The following is a 24,723-nucleotide window of genomic DNA, read 5'->3' on the forward strand; positions in this document are numbered from 1 at the left end:
CTCGGGAATCAGGTGGGGAGAGTATAGGGGCGGCCTCGAGGGAGAGCGCCCCGTTTGTTGGTCACTTTTTACGCGCAATAAAGCCAGGAACGCCGGTCTCCACCACTGAATTGAATCGAATCCGGGTGGTGATGTCTTCCTTGATCTCACGCATCGCCCGGTGCGGCAGTGTCGCAATATCGAAGTTCTCCTGAATATGGCTTGGCGTCGCCGAAGTCGTCAGGAAAGCGGTGCCGCGTTGTACCGCCCACGCCAGCGCCACTTGCGCCGGGGTTTTTTGCACATGCCGGACGATGCTGGTGATCACCGGGTCTTCCAGCACATTCGGCTCCATCCCGTGCCCCAGCGGTGCAAAGGCCAGAACAATGATCCCGTGCTGTTTGCAGAACTCCAGCATCTCCCATTCCGGCAAATACGGGTGCGATTCGATTTGCACCACCGAGGGTTTGATCCGTGCGGCAGCGACAATCTCCTTCAACGCATCCAGGGTGATGTCCGAGAGACCGATGGACTTGCAGCGACCTTCATCCACCAGGCTTTCAAGGGCGCGCCAAGTGTCGAGCAGCGTGATTTCGCCATCGTAGATGACATGTCCGAAAACGTCCCGTGGATCCTGATCGTCGCCGGGCTGGAAGGCGAACGGCGTATGGATCAGGTAGCAATCGATGTAGTCGACCTGCAGCCGTTGGCAGCTCGCTTCGAACGCCGGTCTGACCCGCTCGGGGCGGTGGTTGGTGTTCCACAGTTTGGTGGTGATGAACACGTCCTCGCGGCGGATGCTGCCGGCGGCGAAAACCTGCTGGAACGCCACGCCGATCTTGTCTTCGTTGCGATAACGCTCGGCGCAGTCGAAGTGGCGAAAGCCCGTTTCGAGGGCGCATCTGACTGCCTCGGTGGTGGTGCCCAGGTCGCGCAACAGCGTGCCGAATCCCACGGCGGGCATCGAACCCGCACCGTTGCTCAGTGGCAAGCGTGTGTCGCGAAGTTCATCGTGAAAGGCTTCGTAGGTCATGTCAGTTCTCCAATGTCGGTCGTTACAGCGGTTGTTGATCAGTGCGATCGCGCGCGGCGAGGTGTTGCTCGAAGACGCCTACGGCATTGCCGCCCAGCGCCACGAACAGCTGCACCGTGTCGAGATAGCGCGCAGTCTTCGCGCGGATCTGTCCGAGCAGTGCCTGCTCGTAGGCGCGTTCGGCTTCGAGCACTTGCAGGATGCTGTTGGCGCCTTGGGCGTAAGCCTGTTGGTTCAAGCGAAAGCTGGTGTCGGCGGCGCGCAAGGCGTCGTCCTGCGCCAGGCTTTGCTCCGCGCCATGGTTGATCGCCTGCAGGGTGTCCGCGACCTGGCCGAACGACTGGATCACCGTTTGCCGGTAGCGGGCGAGGGAGGCGTGGTAACTGTCGACCGCCGCCTGACGTTCAGCCTTGAGCGTGCCGCCATTGAAGATCGGCGCGGCCAACCCGGCGGCGAATCCCCAGAGCGCGGCGCCGCCATTGCCCGACGCGGCTTGCGCCAGCGAGGCGGATAGTACGACGCGGGGAAAGAGGTTCGCCGTCGCCACGCCCACTGCCGCGCTGGCGATGTGCAGTTCGGATTCGGCTTGCAGGATGTCTGGCCGGGTGCGGGCCATTTCGGAGGGCAGGCTGACCGGGATGCTCGACGGCAGGGCGAATTCGTCGAGGGTAAAGTCCGGCGCGATCCAGTCCGCCGGGCCTTTGCCGGCCAGGATCGACAACGCATGCCGCGCCGCATCACGTTGCTGGGCGAGTGGTGGCAGCAGCGTACGGTCCTGCGCGAGGCGGGTTTCGGCCAGCGACACATCGATCCGGGTCGTGGTGCCGCTCTGATGCGCCCTCTGTACCAGATCGAGGTTTTTCGCGTCGTTGGCCAGCAGCGCCTGCACGGCCTGGATTTGTGCGTTGGCCGACGCGAGCAGCAACGCCTGGCGGGTGACGTCGCCGGTCAGGGTCAGGTACGCCGCTTCGTAGCGATGCTTTTGCAGATCGGTCAGCGCTTGCTGACCTTCGACCACGCGTTTGTTGCCGCCGAACGCGTCCAGATCGAACGCGACCCGTGGACCGATGGCGTAGAAGTTCGAGACGCTCGGTTCAGGCCCGGTGTGGGTGCGTTGGCGACCGCCTGTAGCGCCGAAGTCCAGCTGCGGATACAACGCACCTTCCGCCGCCGCGACGGCAGAAGCGGCCTGGCGGATGGTCGCGTCGGCGGCCACCAGTTCGAGGTTGCCATCGATGGCACGGTGCATGACCTGATCGAGTTTTGGCGAGCGCAACGCCGACCACCAGTCGCCGTTGATCCGTTTGCCAATGTCAAAGCGCTGGCTGCCAGGTTGCCGCTCGGCCTGTTGATCGTAGTGTTGTGACGAACTGGCGGTGGGCCGTTCAAAGTCGGGGCCGACGGAGCAGGCGGACAGCATCACAATCATCGCCAGCGCAATGAAGGTGACCGGGAACGCAGAGCGGGTGAAGCGCGTAGACGTTTTCATGTTCCAGACTCCACGAATATCAGTTGGCCGCAACCGGCTTGCGAAGGAACAACACCAGCGGACTCACCACGAGCATCGCCATCATCAGAATCTTGAATTGCCCCATGACCGCGATGAACGCCGCCTGGTGCGTGACCAGATGGTTGAGCCCCTCAAGCACCGGCAGCGAGGTCGGCAGCGTCACGCGGTACGGCGTCAGGTGGCTGACCAGCGCCGAGTGCATCGCCTGGGTGTTGTTGAAGAAAAAGATCTGCACCACGGCCACGCCGAGGGTGCTGCCGTAGACCCGCATCAGGTTGAAGAACCCGGTGGCTTCCGGACGCAGCTTCGGATCGATCGTGCTGAACGCGACCTTGCTCAGCGCCGGCATCAAAATGCCGAGGCCGACACCCTGGATGAAGCCGGTCACCGCCACCGGCGTCCAGTCCATCAGCGGTGAGTAACCGAGCATCAGCCAGTTGGCGTACACCACCAGGGCAATGCCGGCGGCGATGAACACCCGGGTGTCGATCCAGGCAGGCGCACGGCCCATCAACAGGAACGCGCCCACCAGCCCGATGCCGCGCGGGATGGTCAGGAAACCGGTGGTGTCCGGCGGATAACCGAGGATTTCGTCGAGCATCGGCGAGGTCAGCGCCATGGTCGACAGCAGCACGAAACCGAGGGCGAAGAACATCACCGTCGACAGCATGAAGTTGCGGTCGCCGAACAAACCCTTACTGAGAAAATGCACCTTGGCGGTCAGCACATGGACGACGAACAGGTACAGCCCCAGCGCGCAGGCCAGCGCTTCGATCCAGATTTCCGGCGAATCGAACCAGTCCAGGAGCTCGCCACGGTCGAGGAGCATTTGCAGGGCAATCATGCCGAGGGTGAAGGTGCCGAAGCCGAAGAAGTCGAACGACGGGCGCTGGTCGGCCTTCTTCTCGGCGAGCAGCAGCGTCACCACCATGAAGATGTACGCCGTCAGCGGCAGGCTGAGGTAGAACATCGGGCGCCAGTCGGCATACTCGCAGATCCAGCCGCCGATGCTCGGCCCGCTGACGATGCCGAACAGCACCAGCGCCGTCCATTTCGGGCCGAACGCCGGGCGCCGTTCGGCAGGCAACGTCTCCAGCGCAATGGCCATCGACAGCGGCGCCAGCACGCCACTGGCCAGCCCTTGAAGGATGCGCGCAGCGATGAACTCCAGCGGTGTGCCGGCCAGCGTTGCGAGCCACAGACCGAGGGCGAACATCACCAGCGCGCTCTGATAAACACGCTTCAAACCGCAGCGCCCGGCCAGCCATTGCGCGACGGGCAGGGTGATAGCGCTGGCGGCCAGGTAGGCGGTGAAGATCCAGCCGGCCTGATCGTCGGTCATCGAAATACTGCCCTGAATCAGGCGCAGCGCTGCGTTCGGCAACGGCAGGTTCACCGATTGCATGTAGGTCGCGAGCAGGGCAACGAACCTCAGCGAGCGCGCGTCGGCAGTCATGGCGTGAGCGGTGGCGTTCATCACGGATTACCTGCGGTCAACAACGACTTGAGCGGATGCCACCACGGCAAGCGGTAGCCGGTATCGACCTTGACCGTGGCGCTGGTGCCGGAGAACACCGGGAGGGCAGGATCGGCCTCGTCCAGTTCAAGACGAACCGGAACCCGCTGCACCACCTTCACCCAGTTGCCGGTCGCGTTTTCCGGCGGCAGCAGGGCAAAGTCAGCGCCGGCACCGGGGCTCATGCTGATCACGTGCGCCTTGAACTGCCGGTCCGGGTAGGTATCGAGGGTGATGGTCGCTGGCTGACCGGGGCGCATGTGCGTGACTTGCGTCTCGCGAAAGTTGGCCTCGACCCAGATCTCCCGATCGGAAATCAGCGCGAACGCGGCGGCGCCGTTGTTGAGGTAGTTGCCGACCTGCAGATCGTCGACCTTGGCGACGATGCCCTGGTCCGGCGCGGTCACTGTCGTGTAGGAGAGGTAGAGCAGCGCTTCGTCAAGCTGAGCCTGGGCCTCGCGCACGGCGGGGTGGCTGTCGATGGCGATGTCCGGGTTGCCGTTGAGGGCGGCGACGGCGCTGGCGATCTGTTGTTCGATCGAGGCGATGCGTTGCCGCGAGACTTTCAGGTCGGTTTCGGCGCGCTCGTAGAGGGCCCGGGATACGAACTCGGTCGCCATCAACGCTTTTTTGCGGGCGAATTCTTTCTGTTCGTAATCGGCCGACGCCTTGGCCGATTGCAGTTCGGCCTGTTGCTGGCGGTAGTTGGCCTTGAGTCCGTCGATGCTCAGGCGGGCGGTGCCCAACCGGGCTTGCGCACGGTCAACGGCGATCTGGAACGGCTTGGGGTCGATGCGGAACAGGATCTGGCCCTTGCGCACCTGTTGATTGTCATCGACAGCGATCTCGATCACTTGCCCGGAAATCCGCGCATTGATTGAGGCCTTGGCCACGCGGGCATAGGCGTTGTCAGTGGACACGAACGGCACGTTCGCCACGTATTGGCTGTAGCCGATGACGGCGAAGAGGGCGGGAACGCCTGCCATGAGCAGTGGCCGCAGCTTCTGCTTCAGGGGTTTTTTCGGCGGTGCGTCAGCCAGGTCAGGACCCGGGTGTGCGCTGGCTGGTGCTGCTGAGAGATCGAATTGCCTGGTCATGCTCGAATCCACCCTTAACCGGGAAATCGGGCGCTGTGCACGATCGCCTGCGACCCCGACGTCATTAATTGCTGTGAGTAATCAAATCCGTGCGCGGTGGGGGAGGATCGCTCCGTACCGCTGTTTCGTCGTGGTCAGACCCGATTTGAGCTGCGCTGGCGATCAAGGAATTTCTGGTTCCTTAATTTTGTGCGATGGTGTAAGAATATAAGTGAGCCCCTCTTCATGCAAGGATTTTGTACGACATGGCACAAAATAAAACGACAGAAGGAAAAGGCCGCGGCCGTCCTCGCGCGTATGACCCGCAGACAGCGCTGCAGCAGGCGCTCGGGGTGTTCTGGAACACCGGCTATTCCGGCGCTTCGCTGGACAGCATTGCCAGTGCGGCGGGAATGAATCGCCCGAGCCTGTATGCTGCGTTCGGCGATAAACACGCCCTCTATATCAAGGCGCTCGACCAGTACTGGCAAACGGCTCACACCGCCATGCGGGCTGCGTTAAACGACGGCAGCCTGACACTGAAGCAAGCGCTGACCGATTTTTATGAAGGGCAGTTGGCGATTTATTTCTCGGGGGATGGGCAGCCGCGGGGCTGTTTTGCGATTGGTACAGCGACCACCGAGGCCGTCGAGGATCCGCAGATCCGCGATGTGTTGTCGGCGCGGCTCAGCCAGCTCGACGCCGATCTCGAAGCCCGCCTGCAAACCGCGATTGAATCCGGCGAACTGAAACCCGGTACCGATCCGGCAGCGCTGGCAGTACTTGCCTCCTCGCTGCTGCACAGCATTTCGATTCGCGCGCGGGCGGGTAAATCCCGCGAAGAGTTGACCGGCCTTGCGCGCAATGCGGTCAACGTCATCTGCAGCTGAGATGGATTATGGAAGCGCTTGAAGACATTCTGGCTGAAGGTCTGTCAGTGGTTTTTTGCGGGATCAATCCCGGCTTGCTGGCCGCGGCCCGGGGGCATCATTTCGCGGGGCGGGGAAATCGCTTCTGGCGCACGCTGCATCTGGCCGGGTTCACTCCCGAACAAGTGCGGCCGGAAAACGACCGGTCAATCCTTGAGTACCAATATGGATTGACCGCCGTGGTCGCACGGCCGACAGCGCGGGCTGATCAGTTGTCCGCCCGGGAATTCACCGCAGCCGCTGCGAGTTTTGAACAGAAAATTGTCCGCCATGCACCGCGCCATGTGGCGTTTCTCGGAAAAGCGGCCTATGCCGGATTGTCCGGGCAGAAGGTCATTCAGTGGGGACTTCAGGCCAGGACGTTCGGCGGTGCAACCGTCTGGGTGCTGCCCAACCCCAGTGGGCGCAATCTTGCGTTCACACTGGAGCAATTGGTGGCGGCGTATCGACAGCTACATCAGGCTGCCGGTCTGCAGGCGTATCCACGCCCTGACCCGAGGTCGTAGGCTTCGGACTTTACTCGACATTATCTTGCGGAATCATTGGCGCTGAGCAGAGTCCACCGACAACTACTGCACCGGACAGTTGTCATGCCTATTCTCGCCATCATCTCCTGTTATCCCGGCAACCTTTGCGTGCTTCTTTTAGCCCTTCATTCCTGCATGCGCTGGCCAACGGTCAGTGGGCCGCATGGACTCGGTTGACTCGGCGCTGATGGCGGCGCGTGCCCAATTCGCGATCACCATCAGCTTTCATATCGTGTTGGCCGCCCTCACCATCGGGCTGGCCAACTTTTTGATGGCGCTCGAAGCGCTTTGGCTGTGGCGTGGGCGACAGATCTATCTGGACGTTTATCGTTACTGGCTGAAAGTATTTGCCCTCACCGTGGCGGTGGGCACCGCCTCGGGCCTGATTCTGGAGTATCAGTTCGGACTCAATTGGTCGCGGCTTTCGGCCAAGGCGGGAGACATCCTCGGGCCCTTGATGTTCTACGAAGTGCTCGCCGCGTTTTTTCTAGAGGCTGGTTTTCTTGGCATCATGCTCTTCGGTTTGAAGAAGGTCGGCCCGCGGATTCATTTCTTCGCCACCTGCGCGGTGGCCCTCGGCTCACTGATCAGTGCGTTCTGGATCCTGTCGGCCAATTCCTGGATGCAGACGCCTGCCGGTTACACCATTGGCATTGATGGACGCTTTCTGGCCGAAGATTGGTGGGCGATTATCTTTAATCCGTCGTTCCCTTATCGGCTGGTGCACATGACGTTGGCCACGTTCCTTGGCACCGCCACGCTGGTGGCCGGGGTCAGCGCCTGGCAATTGTTACAGCAACCCCGCAACCCACGAGCACGCCTGCAATACTCCATGGCGCTGTGGGCGCTTGTCGTGCTTGCACCCCTGCAAATAGTGGCGGGTCACCTGCATGGTCGGCACAGCCTCGAGGTTCAGCCACAGAAAATCGCCGCCGTCGAGGCCTCCTGGACTCGTCCCGCCCAGGGTGCGGGGGAACCCCTGCGCTTATTCGCCATTCCAGACATGGCCGAGCGACGCAATCATTGGGAGGTGGCGATTCCCCGCCTGGGTTCGCTGTACCTGCGGCATGACCTGAGTGGCAGCATTGCCGCTCTGGATGAATTCCCGCCACAGGACATCCCACCGGTGCCCGTGGTGTTTTTTGCATTTCGCGTCATGGTCGGTCTGGGCCTGTTGATGCTGGGGCAGGGTATTGCCAGTCTGCTGGTGCGACGGCGACAACGGTTATACGCCGCGCGCTGGCTGCTCCGATGGGGTGTGCTGATGGCCCCGGCCGGTTTTCTCGCGATGCTCAGCGGCTGGGTGGTGACCGAGGTGGGCCGCCAACCTTTCACCGTCTACGGATTGCTGCGCACGGCTGACAGCCTGTCCTCGGTGTCCCGACAGCAGGTGGTCGGGTCGACCTGGGTGATCCTGGGGTTTTACCTGCTGATATTCGGTGTTGGCCTCTGGGTGCTCCTGCGAATACTGCGTGATCCTCCGCACAAGGACGAGCCCGGGCCGCAGCCTGCGTTGGCTGACGAGACGGGTGATTCCTGAGGGCATGCGCCATGTTCGATAATGACATGTTGACCCTGCTTTGCGCGGCAGCCCTAGGGTTCTCGGTAATGAACTACGTCTTGTTGGACGGCACTGATCTTGGCGTTGGCGTACTGCTGGGCCTGACCCGCTGTAGCCGGCAGCGACGCACCATGGCGGTGACCATTTTGCCGATCTGGGATGCCAATGAAACCTGGCTCGTATTAGGTGGCGGCGGCCTGTTGGCCCTGTTTCCGCTGGCCTACGCCATCCTGCTGCCGGCGCTTTACCTGCCCTTTATCCTGATGTTTCTGGCGTTGATTCTCCGAGCGGTGGCGTTGGAGTTTCGTGACTACGCGAGCAGCGCCAGGCTCAAGCGTGGTGTCGATGGCTTGCTGTCAGTGGGTTCACTGCTCGCCGGGAGCGCGCAGGGGATGGTGTTGGGGACGCTTGTACAGGGCGTCCCCAATCAAGGGGGGCAGTACAGTGGCGACGGCTGGGAGTGGCTGGCCATGTTCCCGCTCTACTGCGGTGCGGTGCTCGTGGTGGGCTACACCTGGCTGGGTGCCTGCTGGCTATATTGGCGTACCGAAGAAGAACTGCAGCAACGATCAGCCCGACAGGCGAAGGTGCTGGCCAGCGTAACCGTGTTGCTGTTGACCGTGCTGGTTGCCTGGACAGTGACATTGGACGCTCGGTACGCGCATCGGCTTTCAGACCCTCTTGTCTGGCTGCCGGCCGCCGTCTTGCTCATTGCACTGCTGATTGGCTTCATCTCGGGCTTTCGAAGCCGTCGACACTATCTGCCACTGTTCGCGGCATTGGGAATCTTCGTGGTGGCGTTCGTCTTGATGATCGCTGCGCTGTATCCGCTGATCGTTCCGCCGGATCTGACGTTGCAGGCTGCCGCCTCCAGCCCGGCCAGCCAACTGTTCATGCTGGTCGGTTTCGCCGTGCTGATACCGGTGACGCTCATATACAACACTTACGGCTTCAGGGTCTTCAGCGGGAAGGTCCGTGCCGCGCGTGATTGACCGCAACCGGTGGCGTCGACAAAATTCCTCGCTGCCGGGTTACAGGTTAATGGGGGGGGGCGACGGATGCCGCCAGAGGGGCGGGCCGAGCGGAGTTGACCGGTTTGACGAAACTGGCGCCGGTGCTTGCGAGCTGCTCGCGGACCTTGTCGACGATGTACGCGCCGATCGGAATGGCCGAGGTCGCAGCAGGCGACGAGCCTGATGCGCACCCATCTGATGTCGCCGGTGCGGATCATCGTCGAGATGATGCAGCGTGACGAGTGGGCGAAGCTTGCCTGACCCCCATCCAGGGCTCCCCTACGCCTTCAAGGGTGAAGAGCCGAGTAGGATGGCCTCGCCGCCTGCTTGTGCACACCTCTCATCCGAGCAGGTCTTCGTTCTTACCCAGGGGTGACGATTGACTGGCGCACTCGCGCAACCAGTTCATGAACACCAGTAATCGTTTAGGGAGGGTGTCGAGCGGCGGGTGAACCAGATAATAATCATAGTGGCCCGATCGGCTGAAGCCGGCGAGGGGAAGCACCAGTTCGCCGCGATCGACGCGCTTTTGCACCAGCTGTTGACGGCCAATCGCGATACCGGCGTGGTTCATGGCGGCCGTGACACTCAAATCGGAGCGATCGAAGGTCAAGGTGCGTTTGGGCAGTGCCGCGAGCAGGTTGTGCTGTTCTGCCCAGAGCGTCCACTCTGCGTCATAGGCCGCATGATCCCAGGCCAGGGAGTCATGCAAGGTTGTGCAGTGCCGCAAGTTCTCGGGGTTTTCCTCCAGGCGATGGCGTCGCGCATAGTCGGGACTGCACACGGGGGCCAGCTGTTCGCGCATCAATCGATGGCTCGTGAGCCCGGGGAATTCGCCGTTGGCGTAATACAGGGCCAAGTCGATTTTGCGGGTGCGGAAATCGACATTGTCATTACCTACCCGCAGGTCCAGTGACACCAGAGGGTAACGCTCGACAAAGTCCGCCAGCCGGGGAACCAGCCAGCATTGGGCGATGGAAGGCCTTACATAGAGCGCGATGGAGCCAGCCACTTCAGCTTGTGACGATTGCTCAAGGGCTTCGGACAATTCTCCCATCGCATTCTGGAGTATTTCAAAGATCCGTTCGCCTTCATCGGTCAGGCTGACCTGCCGGGTCAGGCGCTGGAACAGTTTCATCGCCAGCGCGGTTTCCAGCCGGCTTATGCGGTGGCTCACGGCGCTTGCGGTCAAGCACAGTTCCTCCGCCGCACGGGCAAAGCTCAGGTGACGCGCGGCGACCAGAAAGGTGTGAAGGTTCGCAAACTGGCTGCTGTTGAGCCTGGAACTGATACGAGGAGGAAGGTTGAGCACGACAGTTTTCCCTCGAGCACAAAAGCCGCCGGGTGCAGGACGCATTCCCAGAGGTCAAACGGACTCGGATGTGGCAAGTCGTTCATCTTGCCACATCCGGTTTTGCGCTTGAATCAACGAGTACCCGGGCGCATTCCTGCCGCGCGGGTCTATCGCCCGATCAACCCTTGCCGAGCAATTCACGGCCCTTGGCCAGATACGCGTCCATCTCGTCGCCAGGCACCATGTTGCCGCCCGTTGCCCACACCAGATGGGTAGCTTGCACCATGGCCTGGTCGTCCAGGCCCGCGCGGGCCAGGTAGCCTTGCCGGTCGGCATGGACTCGGGCAATGCCGGGCACGCCGGCGAGCGCGGAGGGCTCAAGACGCACACCTTCGCAGCGCTCCAGCAGTGCCAGCAAGCTGTACATTTCCTCGTCGCTGACGGTGTAGAAACCATCGAGCAAACGCTGCATGGCCTTGCCGACAAAACCTGATGCGCGGCCGACGGCCAGGCCGTCGGCAGCCGTCACGTTGTCAATACCGAATTCTTGCACGCTCACTTCGTCGTGCAGCCCGGTATAGACGCCCAGCATCATGCACGGCGAGTGAGTGGGCTCGGCGAAAATGCAGTGCACGGCATCACCGAAGGCCAGCTTCAGGCCGAAGGCCACGCCGCCAGGCGCGCCACCCACGCCACAGGGCAGATAGACAAACAATGGATGTTGCGCATCCACGGTGATAGTGGCCTGCGCCAATTGCTGTTTCAGGCGCTCGGCGGCCACCGAGTAGCCCAGGAACAGGTTGACCGAGTTTTCATCGTCCACAAAATGGCAGGCCGGATCGGACTCCGCTTGTTGACGGCCTTGCGCAACGGCCACGCTGTAATCGGAGGCGTACTCGACAACCGTGACGCCGTGCGAGCGCAACTTGTCTTTCTTCCATTGTCGCGCATCCGCCGACATGTGCACGGTCACCTGGAAGCCCAGCGCAGCGCCCATGATGCCGATGGACATGCCGAGGTTGCCGGTCGAGCCGACGGCTATTTTATACTGGCCGAAAAACGCCCGCGCCTTATCGCTGTCCAGCACGGCGTAGTCGTCGTCAAGGGTCAGCAGATTGCCAGCCAACGCCAGGTCCTCGGCATGCTTGAGCACTTCATAGATACCGCCGCGCGCCTTGATGGAGCCCGAAATGGGTAGATGGCTGTCCCGCTTGAGCCACAGCGCCCCAGCCAGTGCCTGGCCGTAGCGCTCGCTCAGCGCTTGCTGCAGGTGTGGCACCGGCACCACGTCCGACTCGATAATGCCGCCACTGGCCTGCGTTTCCGGGAACGCACGGCTGAGGTAAGCAGCAAAACGCGTCAGGCGAGCGCTGGCATCGGCGACGTCGGCGGCCGTCAACCCCACATCGCCGATCGATTCCGCGACCGGCGCCACGGCAGGGTTGAACCAGGTGGTTTCTTGCAGCGCGACCAGATCGCGAATCAAAGGATGACTGGCGTACCAGCTTTCAAGTGTTTTTCCCAAAATCATGACGTGGTCCCTTTAAACAGATAAGGCTGAAAATACGGGTTGATTCAAACGAAATTCGACAGCAGCAGGGTCAGCCCCAGCGCGACCAGGGACGCCAGTACGGTGGCCAGGGTGAATTTCTTCAAGGCTTCGGCCAGCGAGACCCCCAGGTATTCCTTGACCACCCAGAAGGCGGAGTCCGTCACATGGGTCCAGCCAATGGCGCCGGCGCCGATGGCAATGCAGATGATTTCCTTGCTCACGGCGGGATGAGCGCCCAGCATCGGCAGGACCATGCCCGCCGCGCTGATCATGGCCACTGTCGCCGAGCCGACGGCGAAGTGCATCAACCCGGCCACCAACCACGCAAGGACGATGGGATTCATGTTCAATTGCGTCAACGAACCGGCCAGCGCGTTACCCACGCCGCTGTCGACCAGGATGCCGTTGAATGCCCCGCCGGCACCGATGATCAACAGAATGCTGGCCAGTGGAGGAAAGCTCTTCTGAGTGTGCGCGAGCAAGTCAGGCATCGATAAGCCGCGGCGCAGCCCCAGCGCCCAGTAGGCGAACACCACGGCAATGGACAGGGCTATCAGCGGCGTGCCCAGGAACGAAATGACACTGAATGCGCCCGAGTCATGGGGCAGGGCGGTCGCGAGGCTTTTCCCTACCATCAGCAGCAGTGGCAACAGGATGGTCAGCAGCGTCAAGCCCAGGCCTGGCAAGTCCCGGGTCGCGCTGTCATCGCAATGTTCGTCCAGAAAAGCTGCTTGAGTGTCAGGCGCTTCACTCTTGCAGACCAGCTTGATCCACAGCGGCCCGGCAATGATGGCGGTCGGCAGCGCGACAATCAGGCCGTACACGATGACCTTGCCGACATCGGCGCCCAGCATCCCGGTAATCGCCATGGCGGCAGGGTGCGGGGGCAACATGCAATGAACGGCCATCAGCGACACGGCCAAGGGCACGCCCAGGTACAGCAGGTTGATCCTGGTCTCTTTCGCGACCACATAGATCAGCGGGATAAGCAGGACGAATCCAACCTCGAAGAACACGGGGATGCCCGCAATAAACCCGACGAGCATCATGGCCCATGAAGCACGCTCTTTACCCATGGCGCTCAATAGCGTGCGGGCGATGCGTTCCGCGCCACCGGATTCTTCGAGCATCTTGCCGAGTATGGCGCCAAGGCCAATGACCGTTGCCAGGAACCCGAGTGTGCCACCGACACCTTTTTCATAGGAAGAGGCCATTTGCGCCAGTGGCATGCCTGAACCGATCCCCACCACAAAACTCGCTGCGGTCAAGGCCAGGAAGGCGTGGACGCGAACTTTGACGATTAGGAAAACGATCAGAAAGATGGCGCAAAACAACACCAGCAATAAAGTGGGACCGCTGTGCATGGTATCTCCTGGAAGAGTTTTTATTGTTGAAATCAGTGATAGGGATCACTGGCTTCGCGGCATTAGAGGCCACTCTTCAGGGGCTGACAAAGGATGGATCATCAAGGTATGGATGACATGGGATCATCCATAGGGAGGAGGGCAAGCCGGGCCCAGCCGTCCAGGATCGGTGCGACAGGGCCGGCTTGTTACTGCGTCAGACCAATTTGAAGCGGCTGACCATGGTTTGCAATTCGCCGCCCAGGCGGGCCAGATCAGTGCTGGCGGCAGAAGACTCTTCTGCGGCGGCAGCCGACTGTTCAGCGACATCGTGAATACTTGCAACACTGCGATTGATCCCTTCGGCCACCGAACTCTGTTGCTCGGCAGCGGTAGCAATCTGCTGATTCATCTGCTGAATATTCGACACAGCGGTGTTGATCGTTGCCAGTACCGCACCGGCTTCCTTGGCCGACCCCACGGTATGGCCGGCTTCGACGCGGCTCATGCCCATCATGTCTACCGCACCTTGCGCACCCGTTTGCAAGGTGCCGATCAAGCCTTCAATCTGCGCCGTCGATTCCTGGGTTCGGCGGGCCAACGCTCGAACTTCGTCAGCCACGACGGCAAAACCGCGACCGGCATCCCCTGCGCGCGCCGCTTCGATAGCCGCATTGAGGGCGAGCAGATTGGTCTGCTCGGCGATACTTTTGATCACATCCAATACCGTGCCGATGTTGGCGCTGTCATGGTTCAGGCGCTCGATGGATTGCGCAGACTGCTCCACAGTCATCGCCAGTCTCTCGATGCGCGCTATGGTCTGCTGAACCACCAACGTGCCCTGGTTCGCTTGCCGGTCAGCCTGATCGGCGGAGCAGGCTGCGGCTTCGGCGTTGCGTGCCACATCCTGCACGGTGGCAACCATTTCGTTCATGGCGGTGTTCACTGGCAGAACAATGGCATCGTCCAAACAGCCCAGGACGGGAATGAAAACAGCTTTCAGGCGCGCGGCGACCCAGCCGCCCCCATGCGACTGGCCACCACATGGATGAATGCTCCGCTGACCGCACCTATCAGCCACCCCCAGTCGCCGATGTTGAACATCAGCCCGAATGCGCCCAGCAAGGCCAGGCTGATCGACACGCTTCCCGAAACAATCAGCGCGAACAAGGCCTTGGTGTTCCAGCCGCCCTTGAAGTACAGCGAGCCTTCGGGAGACAGGGTGTACAGATCCTCCAGCTTGATGATCTGCCGCTTCACCAGGTAGTAGTCTGAGACCATGATGCCGAACATCGGCCCCAACACCGCGCCGAAGACACTGACGAAAATCGTGATCGCCTGCGGACTCGACACAAACAACCATGGGCAGACCAGCACCGACAGGATCGAGGCGATCAAGCCGCCCAGCCTGAAGTTGATTTTCTGCGGCGCCAGGTTGGCGATGTCATAGGCGGGCGAGACGAAGTTGGCAACGATGTTGATGCCCATCGTGGCGACGATGAACGTAATGGCGCCGATGATCGAGACGATCGGGTTATTGATTCTTTCAACGATCAACACGGGTCCATGATGGCCTCGCCGAACACCTGTATCGAACCGCCAGTGACAATGACCGTGATTAACGCAAACAGGATGAAATTGACCGGAAGGCCCCAGAAGTTGCCCTTTTTCATCACTGACTCGCTCTTGGCAAAGCGTGCAAAGTCGCCAAAGTTGAGCAGCAGTGCCGCAAAGTAGGCCACGATCAGCATCGCCGCGTTAGCCATCAGGCCAATTCCCCCTGACGCTGAAAAAAAACTGCAAGGACTGACCCGAAAGTCAGTCTTGCCCAGGGGCGTGGGCGGTCACTCAAATTAGTGTGCTCGTCTTTCCCGCAGGATGAGAACACGACTCCAAAACTGATAATAGCTACCTATACTGAAGCCATGAACGATTCTGGAACCAAAAGCATCGTCGATCGTGTCCTGCAGGTATTGGCTTGCGTGGCCAAGGCCGGACGGCCGATGGGTGCCAAGCGCATAGCCTCGCAAGTGGGGATACCGTTAAGTACGGTTTATCGTCACCTTGCGGTCCTGAAAAAGTGGGGGCTGTTGCAGGAGCACATGACATCGGGCCTCTTTGCACCCGGGGCCACGGGTGTGCAACTGGCCTGGGGTTTTGATCAGAACTCGAACCTGATCAACCAGAGCCGCGACGAAATCAGCGCACTGGTGGAACGGACCGGCGAGAGTGTCGGCCTGCTGGTGTACAGCAACGAACAGATGGTCTGCATTGCGATGGAAGAGTGCAACCGGTCGCTGCGCTGCTCCTTTACCAAGGGCCGCGCGCATTCGTTGATGCATGGCGCATCTGCAAAGAGCCTGCTGGCGTTTCTGCCCGAAGAGCTTCGCCAGCGCCTCATGCAGGAGCAGTTGGGCGACTCGCCGCAATGCCTGGAGGCATTGGAGAAGGAAATCATTGAAATTCGCAGGAACCGTTTCGCCACCAGCGACAGTGAAGTCGACCAGGGCGTATGGGGGGTCAGTGTGCCACTGATTTCACATGATGAAAGTCTCCAGGGCACCATCACGTTGATGGCGCCTTCGCTACGAGTTGGATCACGCGAAGCTGAGCTGATCAGCCTCACAAGAAAAGCAGGCAGCCGTATCAGCAATCGGTTCTAGCCTGTCGCTTGCTCACTGTTCTGACCCTTTTCAGAACTCACCCTCGCCGAGGACCCCTTGATGAATGCTTCCAAGTTGCTAAGCCCGATCGCTGCGGTATTTGCCCTGTTGACCCTGATCTGCATGCCTGCCCAGGCGGCGGATGAGGTGATGCGAGTCGGCACCGATGCCACATTCCCGCCAATGGAATTTATCAAGGACGGTCAGCGAACGGGCTTCGACGTCGAGTTGATCGAAGCCATGGGCAAGCAAATGGGCAAGAAGGTTGAATGGGTCGACATCGGCTTCAAAGGGCTGATTCCCGGCCTGATCTCCAACCGGTTCGACGTGGCGGCCTCGGCCATCTACATGACCGACGAGCGCCGCCAGGTCGTCAACTTCACCGACTCCTACTACCGTGGCGGTCTGGCGGTGCTGGTCCTCAAGGACGACACCACGATCAATAAACCCGCCGACCTGGTGGCAGGCAAGAAAGTCACCGCGCAGGTGGGCACCAAATCCATCGAGTTCCTGAAAAACCATTACCCGGCGGTCCAGGTTGTCGAAGTCGAGAAGAACCAGGCCATGTTTGACCTGCTGACCATTGGCCGGGTCAACGCCGCCGTCACCGGGCGGCCAGCCGCGGTGGAGTATGCCAAGTCCGAGCCGCGGGTTCGGGTGCTTGATGAAGGCCTGACCACCGAGTTGTATGGTTTTGCCATCCGCAAGAATGACACCGAACTGGCTCAGCAAATGAACCAGGCGTTGCAAACCCTGCGCAGCAACGGTGAATACGCAGCACTGATACTTAAGTGGTTTGGCACAACAAAAGAATAATGACCTGATCGCCATCCTGCGTATCCGTGCCGGATGTCCTGCAGTGGCTTAACTTGCGGAGTATATATATGGACCTCGATTTTTCCCCGGTCTGGGCGGGCTGGCGCGCGCTTTTGGCGGGCACCGGTGTCACCCTCGAAATCACGGCTGCAGCGCTGGTGCTCAGTTGTATTCTCGGTCTGTTGATCGGACTTGGTCGGCTGAACAAAGACCGCGCCATCATCTACGGTTTCTGCACCACCTACCTGACACTGGTGCGCGGCACGCCACTGCTGGTGCAACTGTTCATCCTGTTTTTCGGCTTGCCGCATTTCGGCATTCAGTTGCCCGCGTATGTGTGTGGCATTTTCGGCCTGGGCATCTACAGCGCGGCTTACGTGTCGGAAGTTGTCCGTGGCTCCATTCAGTCAGTCGAAAAAGGCCAGATGGAAGCCGCGCGCTCACTGGGCTTGCCGTACAGGATGGCGATGCGCAAGGTCATCCTGCCCCAGGCGTTTGTCCGGATGATCCCGGCGCTGGGTAACGAGTTCATCGCCTTGATCAAGAACTCTGCGCTGGTGTCGTTGTTGACCATTGCCGATGTGATGCACGAGGGCGAGAAAATCATCAGCGTGTCCTACCGCTCGCTGGAAGTGTACCTGGCTATCGCGTTCATTTATCTGATGCTCACCGGTACCACAACATTGATTCTGCGTAGAACCGAAAGAATGCTGCGTGCGGACGGGAGAGCGTGATGAGTGCAACCATTATCGACATCAAGAACCTGAGCAAATCCTTCGGGACGCACCAGGTGCTGCATAACATCGATTTTTCCGTGCAGGCCAGCCAGGTGGTCGTGGTGATCGGGCCCAGCGGCTCGGGCAAGAGCACCTTCCTGCGCTGCATGAACGGTCTGGAAACCGCCGAAGGCGGCACGCTGCACGTCTGCGGTCACACCGTGGTCGAGGAGGGCCAGATGATGTCCGAAGCGAAACTGGATGAAATGCGCAGCGAAGTGGGCATGGTCTTTCAGTCCTTCAATCTGTTCCCGCATCTGACGGTGCTGGAAAACGTCACGCTGGCGCCCCTGTCCCTGCACAGGAAGTCGCGCAAGGAAGCCCATGAGCAGGGCTTGCAGCTGCTCGACAAGGTGGGTCTGAAACACAAGGCCGACGTGTATCCCGGCACCCTGTCCGGGGGCCAGAAGCAGCGAGTGGCCATTGCCCGCGCCTTGGCCATGGACCCCAAAGTGATGTTGTTCGATGAGCCAACCTCGGCGCTCGACCCGGAACTGGTGGGTGAAGTGTTGCAGGTGATGCAGACCTTGGCCGCCGAAGGCATGACCATGATCATCGTCACCCACGAGATGGGATTTGCCCGTGAAGTGGCCGACGTGGTGGTGGTGATGGACCAGGGCGCGATCGTCGAGGCAGCCCCGCCGGCCCAGTTGTTCACCGCACCCAAGGAAGCGCGCACACGCAGCTTCCTGCAAAGTGTCCTGGCCCGCGACGCTTCGCACGCCGGCTGATCGGCCCGTTCCTGTCTGTTTTTTGCGAGGTGACCGTGAAGCCCGATGTCGATGTAAATGCTCCCGTAGATCGCGATTCAAATCCTGTTTTGACCCATCGCAGCCTGTTTGCCGAACGTGCACTGCTGCCTGGCGGATGGCACGACAATGTGCTGTTGCGCTGGGATGAGGCTGGCGACCTGAGCGAGATCCGTGTCGATGCAGCCCGCAGCCCGGACATGCCACTGGCGTCCGGGCCAGTGGTCAGCGGCATGCCGAATGTGCATTCTCATACGTTCCAGCGCGCCATGGCCGGCCTGACCGAAACCATGGGCGACCCGGCCGATTCGTTCTGGAGCTGGCGCACCTTGATGTACCGTTTCGCCCAGCGACTGCAACCAGGACATTTACACGCCATCGGGCGCCAGCTCTACATCGAGATGCTCAAGGCCGGTTACACGTCGGTGTGCGAGTTTCACTATGTGCACCACGGGGCCGACGGGCAGCCTTATGACAATCCGGCAGAGCTGGCGCAACGCATCGTCAGCGCGGCGCAGGAGGTCGGAATCGGCATGACGTTGTTGCCGGTTCTCTATCAGTACAGCGGCTTCGGGCAGACCGAGCCCCTGGCCCACCAACGGCGCTTCATCTCCTCGCCGGAGTGGATTCTGGCGCTGCGTCAGCGGCTGAAGGCGTCCATGCCCGAACACGCCAATCTGCGTTATGGCGTGGCCCCGCACTCGTTGCGCGCCGTGTCCGAGGCGTCGCTGTCGACGCTGCTCGAGGGGCTGAATGCCGATGACGGTCAGGCGCCGATCCACGTTCATATCGCCGAGCAGACCAAGGAAGTCGACGACTGCATCGCCGCCCTCGGCCAGCGTCCGGTGGAATGGCTGCTGGCGCGCCAGCCCGTGGACAGCCGCTGGTGCCTGGTGCATGCCACGCACATGAACGACACCGAATACGCCGACCTCGCGCGCAGTGGCGCCACGGCGGGCCTGTGCCTGACGACCGAGGCCAACCTGGGCGACGGTCTGTTCGATGCCCAGCGGTACCTGGCGGCCAACGGTCGCTGGGGGATTGGCTCCGACAGCAATATCACCGTCAACCCCTGGTCCGAACTGCGCTTGCTTGAGTACGGCCAGCGCCTGCTGCACCGCCGCCGCAACGTATTGGCCGACGTCAACGCGCCGGTGGTCGCCGACCGGTTGTTCAGTCAGGCGGTGATCGGCGGCGCCGCAGCGACCGGTCGGCGAGTCGCGGGGTTGTCGGTGGGGCAGCGCGCCGACTTTGTCGTGATCGACCGCGATGCGCCCAATGTCGACCCCGACAATCCGCGGCAACTGCTCTCTGCGCTGGTGTTCTGCGAGCATGGCGGTAATCCGGTGCGCGACGTCTTCGTCGGCGGGGAAAAAGTCATCGATAACGGCCAACATGCGCTGCAGGCTAACGCTCTGCACGACTACCGCGCCGCCCTTGCCCAGTTGTTGAAGGAAACCGTATGAGTCACGACGCCGTATTCACCCTGCAGCAGGGCCACGGTCCGCTGCTGATCTCCATGCCGCATGTGGGGACCCATTTGCCCGACGACCTTCGGCACCGGTTCAGCCCGACCGGGCTTGCCGTGGACGACACGGACTGGCATATCGAATTGCTGTACGACTTTGCCGGCGCTCTGGGCGCATCCGTCCTGCGGCCGCTGTGCTCGCGGTATGTGATCGACCTGAATCGCCCGGCCGACGGTGAAAACCTGTACCCCGGCCAGAACACGACCGGCCTGTGTCCGCTCACCACCTTCGACGGCGTGCCCCTGTACCTTGATGGACAGGCGCCAGACGAGGCGGAAACGGCGCGGCGCCTCGAGCTTTATTGGCAGCCGTACCACCGCGCCCTGCAGTCGGAACTCGAGCGAATCAAAGCCATCCATGGCTATGCCTTGCTCTGGGATGCCCATTCGATTCGTTCGGTCATTCCCCATCTGTTCGATGGAGAACTGCCGGTGTTCAACTTCGGAACGGCCAACGCAACCTCATGCGCAGCCGGCATCGCCGAGGCCTTGCTGGCCTCGGCCAGGGACGCTGCGCCGGACTTGCCTGCGGTGTTGAACGGTCGCTTCAAGGGCGGCCACATCACCCGCACCTACGGCAACCCTGCACAACGGGTGCATGCGATCCAGCTCGAGTTGGCACAGCGCAGCTACATGCAGGAGGTCGCCCCCTATGCGCTGGACGAGACGTTGGTGGCCCGGCTGAAGCCGGTGCTGGCGACGCTGGTGCAGCAGTTCATGGGGTTCAAACCCAGCTGAGTCTCACCACGAAAAACGCCACACATTGTAGGAGCAAGCTCGCTCCTACACATCCAGTGCGACCACCAGGCGCCCCCGTACCTGGCCAGCCAACAGTTTCTGCGCCATCGGAATAATGTCTTTGAGCGCGACCGTCTGGGTGATCTGTTCGAGCAGTGTGCGGTCCAGATCGCGATCCAGGCGATTCCAGGCGTCAATCCGGTCCTGCCGAGGGCGCATCACGCTATCGATACCGGCCAGGGTGATCCCGCGCAGAATGAACGGTGCCACGCTGGCAGGGAAGTCCATCCCCTGGGCCAGTCCGCACGCGGCCACCACACCACCGTAACGGGTCGCGGCACAGGCATTGGCCAGGGTGTGGCTGCCCACGGAGTCGATCACGCCCGCCCAACGTTCCTTGACCATGGGTTTGCCCGGCTCGCTCAAGCTCGCACGGTCGATGATGTCGCTGGCGCCCAGCGCCTTGAGGTAGTCCGACTCCTGTGGCCGACCGGTGGACGCGACGACCTGATAGCCCAGGCCGCTCAACAGCGCGATGGCGAAACTGCCGACTCCGCCATTGGCGCCGGTCACCAGGATCTCGCCGCTGCGGGGCGTGACGCCGTGGCGTTCCAGGGCCATCACGCAGAGCATGGCGGTGTAGCCGGCGGTACCGATGGCCATGGCCTGTGCCGCGGTAAATCCGGCGGGGAGGGGGATCAGCCAGTCGCCGTTGAGTCGTGCCTTTTGCGCGAGGCCACCCCAATGGTTTTCACCCACGCCCCACCCATTGAGCAGGACCTGGTCGCCGGCTTTGTAAGTCGCGTTTTCGCTGTGCTCGACGGTTCCGGCCAGGTCGATGCCCGGGACCATCGGAAACTTGCGCACTACCGGGCCTTTGCCGGTGATGGCCAGGGCATCCTTGTAGTTCAGCGTGCTGTAGTGAACGCGTACCGTGACGTCACCCTCGGGCAGCTGCGTCTCTTGCAGGCGCTGCAGGGTGGCGCGATAACCCGCGTCGTCTTTCTCAATCAGAATGGCGTCAAACATCACTCTTCTCCTTTTAGACTGATCGTCTATAAATAGTGCAAAAAAGTCAGGCTTTGAGCCCTGACAGGAAACCGCGCAGGAAAATATCCAACGGATGCGTATTGCCAGTCAGGCGCGCACGCAGTACCGCACCCTCCCAACCGATCCAGAAAAACGCCGCCTGGTCCTCGCAATCCACCGCCGGGTTCAGTTCGCCGCAGGCCTTGGCCGCTTGCAGGCAACTGCTCAAGCGCGCTTGCCAGGAGTTGATCACGGCGTCCAGGCGTTGTTTAAAGCTGGCCGGCAGCAAGGTCACTTCCTGGCCCAGGTTGCCCACCAGGCAGCCACGCTTGAATTCATACTTGGTCATGCCGCGTTTGGCGTCTTCGACGAAGGCGGTTATGCGTTGCAGCGGCGGCAGGTCTTCGTTGAGGAAATGCCGATCCAGGCGCCGTGCGAAATAGTCGGCGTAGTTGTCCAGCACGGCATGCCCGAAGGCCTCCTTGCTTTCGAAATAATAGTAGAACGAGCCTTTGGGCACGCCGACCTGCGTCAGCAGCAAATCGATGCCGGTACTCATGAAGCCCTGTTCGGTCAGCAGGGCGGTACCGCTGCGAATCAACGCATTGCGGGTATCGGGATTGGCGCGGGGGCTTTTCGGCGGACGCCCGCGGCGTTTAGGCAAGTCGGTCATGGCATGAATATAGACCGATCGTTTATTAATGCAAGTTGAAAAAATCAACCGCGCCTGATGGCGGTCAAATGTGTCCCGCCAGACGTCCGGCGTGTAAGAGCTGGCTTGCCAGCGAAGGTGGCCTCAAGCCTTGCACCGCCCATGCAGACGCCTTCGCCAGCAAGCCGGCTCCTACAGGGTTTGACGTTAACCATAATCCATCAGTATGCAGGTGATCGTGTAGGAGCTGGCTTGCCAGCGAAGGCGGCCTCAAGCCTTGCACCGCCCATGCAGACGCCTTCGCCAGCAAGCCGGCTCCTACAGGGTTTGACGTTAACCATAATCCATCAGTATGCAGGTGATCCTGTAGGAGCTGGCTTGCCAGCGAAGGCGGCCTCAAGCCTTGCACCGCCCATTAAGACGCCTTCGCCGGCAAGCCGGCTCCTACAGGGTTCAGTGCTTTCCATAATCCATCCCACCGGGACCGGCGGCAGTGGTGTGACACACCGCGGCCGTTGAAGCATTGTCAGGCGATTACGGGTCGGGCAATTGAGTCGCCCGGGCCTGTCAAAAGGGCAGGGTGGTCGGCCAGCGCTCTCATTGCTTGAGCGCCTTGATCGTTGCGGCAAAGAAGTCGTAGTCCTGGACGGTGGCCATGGTGTTAAGGGTGACACAAGATCTCGCGACGTCGATCAGGGCCGGTATGCTGTTCGAAGGTTATTTTCAAATGTGGATAGGCGCCGTGTTCACGGTCATTGCCCATCCGCCGGGTGCTGTTGCGCACCATCAGGGAGTGGTTCAGGCCTATCAGGCCGATTGATAAGGAAGCGTCATGACTCAACGGTTACTTCAACTTGATCAAGTGTCGTTCAACCTGCCCGACGGGCGCATGCTGTTCGATCACTTGAACCACACCTTCAGTACCAGGGCCACGGGAATCGTGGGCGTCAATGGCTGTGGCAAGTCCTTGCTTGGCCGGCTCCTGACGGGGGAGCAACTGCCCACCAGCGGCATCGTCCGTCGCGAAGGGCGGGTTTACGCCGTGGCGCAGTTACTGGAATCCGAGCGCTATCCCAGCGTTGCGGCGCTGGCCGGGGTCGACCATATTCTGGCGGCACTGGAGCGCATAGCCCAAGGCAGCGTCGACGATGACGACCATTCGCTGGCCGTCGATCAGTGGGATTGCGCCGCACGGCTAGACGCCGAGCTGGAAAAGATCGGCCTGGGTCATTTGAATGCCGACTCGCGGACCGACGCCCTCAGTGGCGGCGAACGGCAACGGGTGGCGCTGCTGGGGGCGTGGTTATCCCGGGCCGACTGGCTCATTCTGGATGAGCCCAGCAACCACCTGGATATTGATCAGCAACTCAAGCTGGCGCAGCAGATCGATCGCTGGCCCAACGGCCTGGTGTTGATCAGCCACGACCGCGGACTTCTGGAGCACGTGAACGAAATTGTCGAGCTTTCGCCATTGGGGCTGGCGGTTTATGGCGGCAACTACAATCAGTATGCGGCGGCGCGCGAGCAAGAACAGCAGGCATTCCAGTCGGCATTGCAAGGTGAGCGGGCGCAGGCCAAGCGTGAGCAACGTGAGATGGTCGTGCAGATGGAGCGTCAGCAACGGCGTAATGCCCGCGGCGACCGTCAGGCCCGCGACGGCAATCAGACCAAACTGATCACCAATGCCCAGAAAGAGCGCAGTGAAAACAGTCAGGGAAAATTGCGCCTCAATCAACAGGTGGCCCGGGAGCAGCAGCAACAGCGGATCGCCGAGGCCCGTGCGCGGTACGCGCCGGACATTCAACGCATGATGCTGTCTCCGGAAAGCGTAGTGCCCAATGGCAAGCTGATATTGCAGCTCAACGATGTCGTGCTGCCGTTCGGTCATACGGCGTCGGTCAATCTGACGCTGACGGGGCCTATGCGCATGGCGATCCTGGGCGCCAACGGCAGCGGCAAGTCGACCCTGTTGCGAGTAATCGCTGGCCAACTGCCGGTGCGCGGAGGCGAACTCATTTGCAGTTGCCATGTCGGCTGGCTGGATCAACACGCCGGATTGCAGTATCCCGAACGCACGGCGGTGCAGTGGCTCCATGAGAGTAATCCGCAATTGCCCGAAGCCGAGGCTCGAACCCGGCTGGCGCAGATGGGGATTGATGCGGATCGTGCGATGCTCGAGACCTGTCAGTTGAGTGGCGGCGAACGCCTGAAAATAGCCCTGGCGGCGCAGCTGTATGCACAGCGCCCCCCGCAATTGCTGTTGCTGGACGAGCCGGATAACCATTTGGATCTGCCCAGTAGAATCGCGCTGGAGCAGATGCTTAACCAGTATCAAGGGGCATTGATCGTCGTCTCTCACGACAGTGCTTTCTTACAGGCCATTCATCTGGGTGCTGAGCTCCATCTCAAAAGCTAGAGGTTGTTGTCCAAGTTTTTACA

The 24,723-nt window shown here is 61.1% G+C and carries 22 protein-coding genes and 1 pseudogene; 12 read left to right on the forward strand and 11 right to left on the reverse strand.

The window, feature by feature from the left end; genetic code table 11:
* Positions 1-61: 61 nt before the first annotated feature.
* From ACA062_RS15470 to ACA062_RS15485, 4 genes are read right to left on the reverse strand one after another with little or no spacing between them, the layout of a single operon-like run.
* Positions 62-1,012, reverse strand: a complete 951-nt coding sequence (locus ACA062_RS15470; protein WP_497457174.1) for an aldo/keto reductase — start codon at positions 1,010-1,012, stop codon at positions 62-64.
* Between the two features lie 22 nt (positions 1,013-1,034).
* On the reverse strand, positions 1,035-2,501 hold the full coding sequence (locus ACA062_RS15475; RefSeq protein ID WP_497457175.1) for an efflux transporter outer membrane subunit: 1,467 nt from the start codon (positions 2,499-2,501) through the stop codon (positions 1,035-1,037).
* Positions 2,502-2,520: 19 nt separating this feature from the next.
* A complete protein-coding gene (locus ACA062_RS15480) occupies positions 2,521-3,999 on the reverse strand; it encodes a DHA2 family efflux MFS transporter permease subunit (protein WP_497457176.1) in 1,479 nt (492 codons plus the stop codon).
* Entirely contained in the window at positions 3,999-5,135 is a 1,137-nt protein-coding gene (locus ACA062_RS15485; protein ID WP_497457177.1) for an HlyD family secretion protein, read from the reverse strand. The genes ACA062_RS15480 and ACA062_RS15485 overlap by 1 nt, the downstream gene beginning before the upstream one ends.
* A 245-nt stretch (positions 5,136-5,380) precedes the next feature.
* Here ACA062_RS15485 and ACA062_RS15490 point away from each other — a divergent pair, with 245 nt between their 5' ends.
* The 4 genes from ACA062_RS15490 to cydB all read left to right on the forward strand — a co-directional run bounded on the left by ACA062_RS15490 (position 5,381) and on the right by cydB (position 9,123).
* The gene (locus ACA062_RS15490; RefSeq protein ID WP_497457425.1) at positions 5,381-6,004 is read left to right on the forward strand and encodes a TetR/AcrR family transcriptional regulator; all 624 of its coding nucleotides are present in this window, start codon (positions 5,381-5,383) and stop codon (positions 6,002-6,004) included.
* Between the two features lie 8 nt (positions 6,005-6,012).
* Entirely contained in the window at positions 6,013-6,549 is a 537-nt protein-coding gene (mug, locus tag ACA062_RS15495; RefSeq protein WP_497457178.1) for a G/U mismatch-specific DNA glycosylase, read from the forward strand.
* A gap of 184 nt (positions 6,550-6,733) precedes the next feature.
* Positions 6,734-8,110: a cytochrome ubiquinol oxidase subunit I gene (locus ACA062_RS15500; protein WP_497457179.1), complete on the forward strand. Its 1,377-nt coding sequence runs from the start codon at positions 6,734-6,736 to the stop codon at positions 8,108-8,110.
* A gap of 11 nt (positions 8,111-8,121) precedes the next feature.
* A complete protein-coding gene (cydB, locus tag ACA062_RS15505; RefSeq protein ID WP_497457180.1) occupies positions 8,122-9,123 on the forward strand; it encodes a cytochrome d ubiquinol oxidase subunit II in 1,002 nt (333 codons plus the stop codon).
* 361 nt (positions 9,124-9,484) lie between these two features.
* On the opposite strand, the gene dsdC is transcribed toward cydB, so the two are convergent.
* From dsdC to ACA062_RS15530, 5 genes and pseudogenes are all read right to left on the reverse strand, one after another.
* Positions 9,485-10,456 (reverse strand): DNA-binding transcriptional regulator DsdC, encoded by a 972-nt coding sequence (gene dsdC / locus ACA062_RS15510; protein WP_497457181.1) that lies wholly within the window; start codon positions 10,454-10,456, stop codon positions 9,485-9,487.
* Between the two features lie 160 nt (positions 10,457-10,616).
* On the reverse strand, positions 10,617-11,969 hold the full coding sequence (gene dsdA / locus ACA062_RS15515; protein WP_497457182.1) for a D-serine ammonia-lyase: 1,353 nt from the start codon (positions 11,967-11,969) through the stop codon (positions 10,617-10,619).
* Positions 11,970-12,013: 44 nt separating this feature from the next.
* Complete coding sequence (locus tag ACA062_RS15520) at positions 12,014-13,354, reverse strand: GntT/GntP/DsdX family permease (RefSeq protein WP_497457183.1); 1,341 nt, start codon at positions 13,352-13,354, stop codon at positions 12,014-12,016.
* Between the two features lie 196 nt (positions 13,355-13,550).
* Positions 13,551-14,267, reverse strand: coding sequence for a methyl-accepting chemotaxis protein (locus ACA062_RS15525; RefSeq protein WP_497457184.1), 717 nt, complete (start codon positions 14,265-14,267; stop codon positions 13,551-13,553).
* Positions 14,268-14,332: 65 nt separating this feature from the next.
* Positions 14,333-15,099, reverse strand: a pseudogene (locus tag ACA062_RS15530) (cytosine permease).
* Between the two features lie 159 nt (positions 15,100-15,258).
* Here ACA062_RS15530 and ACA062_RS15535 point away from each other — a divergent pair.
* From ACA062_RS15535 to hutG, 6 genes are all read left to right on the forward strand, one after another.
* Entirely contained in the window at positions 15,259-15,996 is a 738-nt protein-coding gene (locus ACA062_RS15535; RefSeq protein WP_497457426.1) for an IclR family transcriptional regulator, read from the forward strand.
* A 60-nt stretch (positions 15,997-16,056) separates the two neighbouring features.
* On the forward strand, positions 16,057-16,812 hold the full coding sequence (locus ACA062_RS15540; RefSeq protein ID WP_497457185.1) for a transporter substrate-binding domain-containing protein: 756 nt from the start codon (positions 16,057-16,059) through the stop codon (positions 16,810-16,812).
* A gap of 68 nt (positions 16,813-16,880) precedes the next feature.
* Positions 16,881-17,546 carry an amino acid ABC transporter permease gene (locus tag ACA062_RS15545; protein WP_497457186.1) on the forward strand — a complete coding sequence of 222 codons (666 nt, stop codon included), beginning with the start codon at positions 16,881-16,883 and terminating at the stop codon, positions 17,544-17,546.
* Positions 17,546-18,319, forward strand: coding sequence for an amino acid ABC transporter ATP-binding protein (locus ACA062_RS15550; protein WP_497457187.1), 774 nt, complete (start codon positions 17,546-17,548; stop codon positions 18,317-18,319). The genes ACA062_RS15545 and ACA062_RS15550 overlap by 1 nt, the downstream gene beginning before the upstream one ends.
* A gap of 89 nt (positions 18,320-18,408) precedes the next feature.
* Positions 18,409-19,803, forward strand: coding sequence for a formimidoylglutamate deiminase (locus ACA062_RS15555; RefSeq protein WP_497457188.1), 1,395 nt, complete (start codon positions 18,409-18,411; stop codon positions 19,801-19,803).
* Positions 19,800-20,603 carry an N-formylglutamate deformylase gene (hutG, locus tag ACA062_RS15560; protein ID WP_497457189.1) on the forward strand — a complete coding sequence of 268 codons (804 nt, stop codon included), beginning with the start codon at positions 19,800-19,802 and terminating at the stop codon, positions 20,601-20,603. Before ACA062_RS15555 ends, hutG begins: the two co-directional genes overlap by 4 nt.
* 45 nt (positions 20,604-20,648) lie before the next feature.
* On the opposite strand, the gene acuI is transcribed toward hutG, so the two are convergent.
* Both acuI and acuR read right to left on the reverse strand, forming a co-directional pair.
* Positions 20,649-21,632, reverse strand: coding sequence for an acrylyl-CoA reductase (NADPH) (acuI, locus tag ACA062_RS15565; RefSeq protein WP_497457190.1), 984 nt, complete (start codon positions 21,630-21,632; stop codon positions 20,649-20,651).
* 46 nt (positions 21,633-21,678) lie between these two features.
* Entirely contained in the window at positions 21,679-22,305 is a 627-nt protein-coding gene (gene acuR / locus ACA062_RS15570) for an acrylate utilization transcriptional regulator AcuR (RefSeq protein WP_497457191.1), read from the reverse strand.
* Positions 22,306-22,951: 646 nt separating this feature from the next.
* On the opposite strand from acuR, the gene ACA062_RS15575 reads away from it, so the two are divergent.
* Together ACA062_RS15575 and ACA062_RS15580 are read left to right on the forward strand one after the other, a co-directional pair.
* The gene (locus ACA062_RS15575) at positions 22,952-23,104 is read left to right on the forward strand and encodes a hypothetical protein (RefSeq protein ID WP_497457192.1); all 153 of its coding nucleotides are present in this window, start codon (positions 22,952-22,954) and stop codon (positions 23,102-23,104) included.
* Between the two features lie 12 nt (positions 23,105-23,116).
* Complete coding sequence (locus ACA062_RS15580; protein WP_497457193.1) at positions 23,117-24,700, forward strand: ATP-binding cassette domain-containing protein; 1,584 nt, start codon at positions 23,117-23,119, stop codon at positions 24,698-24,700.
* Positions 24,701-24,723: the final 23 nt, after the last annotated feature.

The organism is Pseudomonas sp. LBUM1679 (assembly GCF_059695565.1).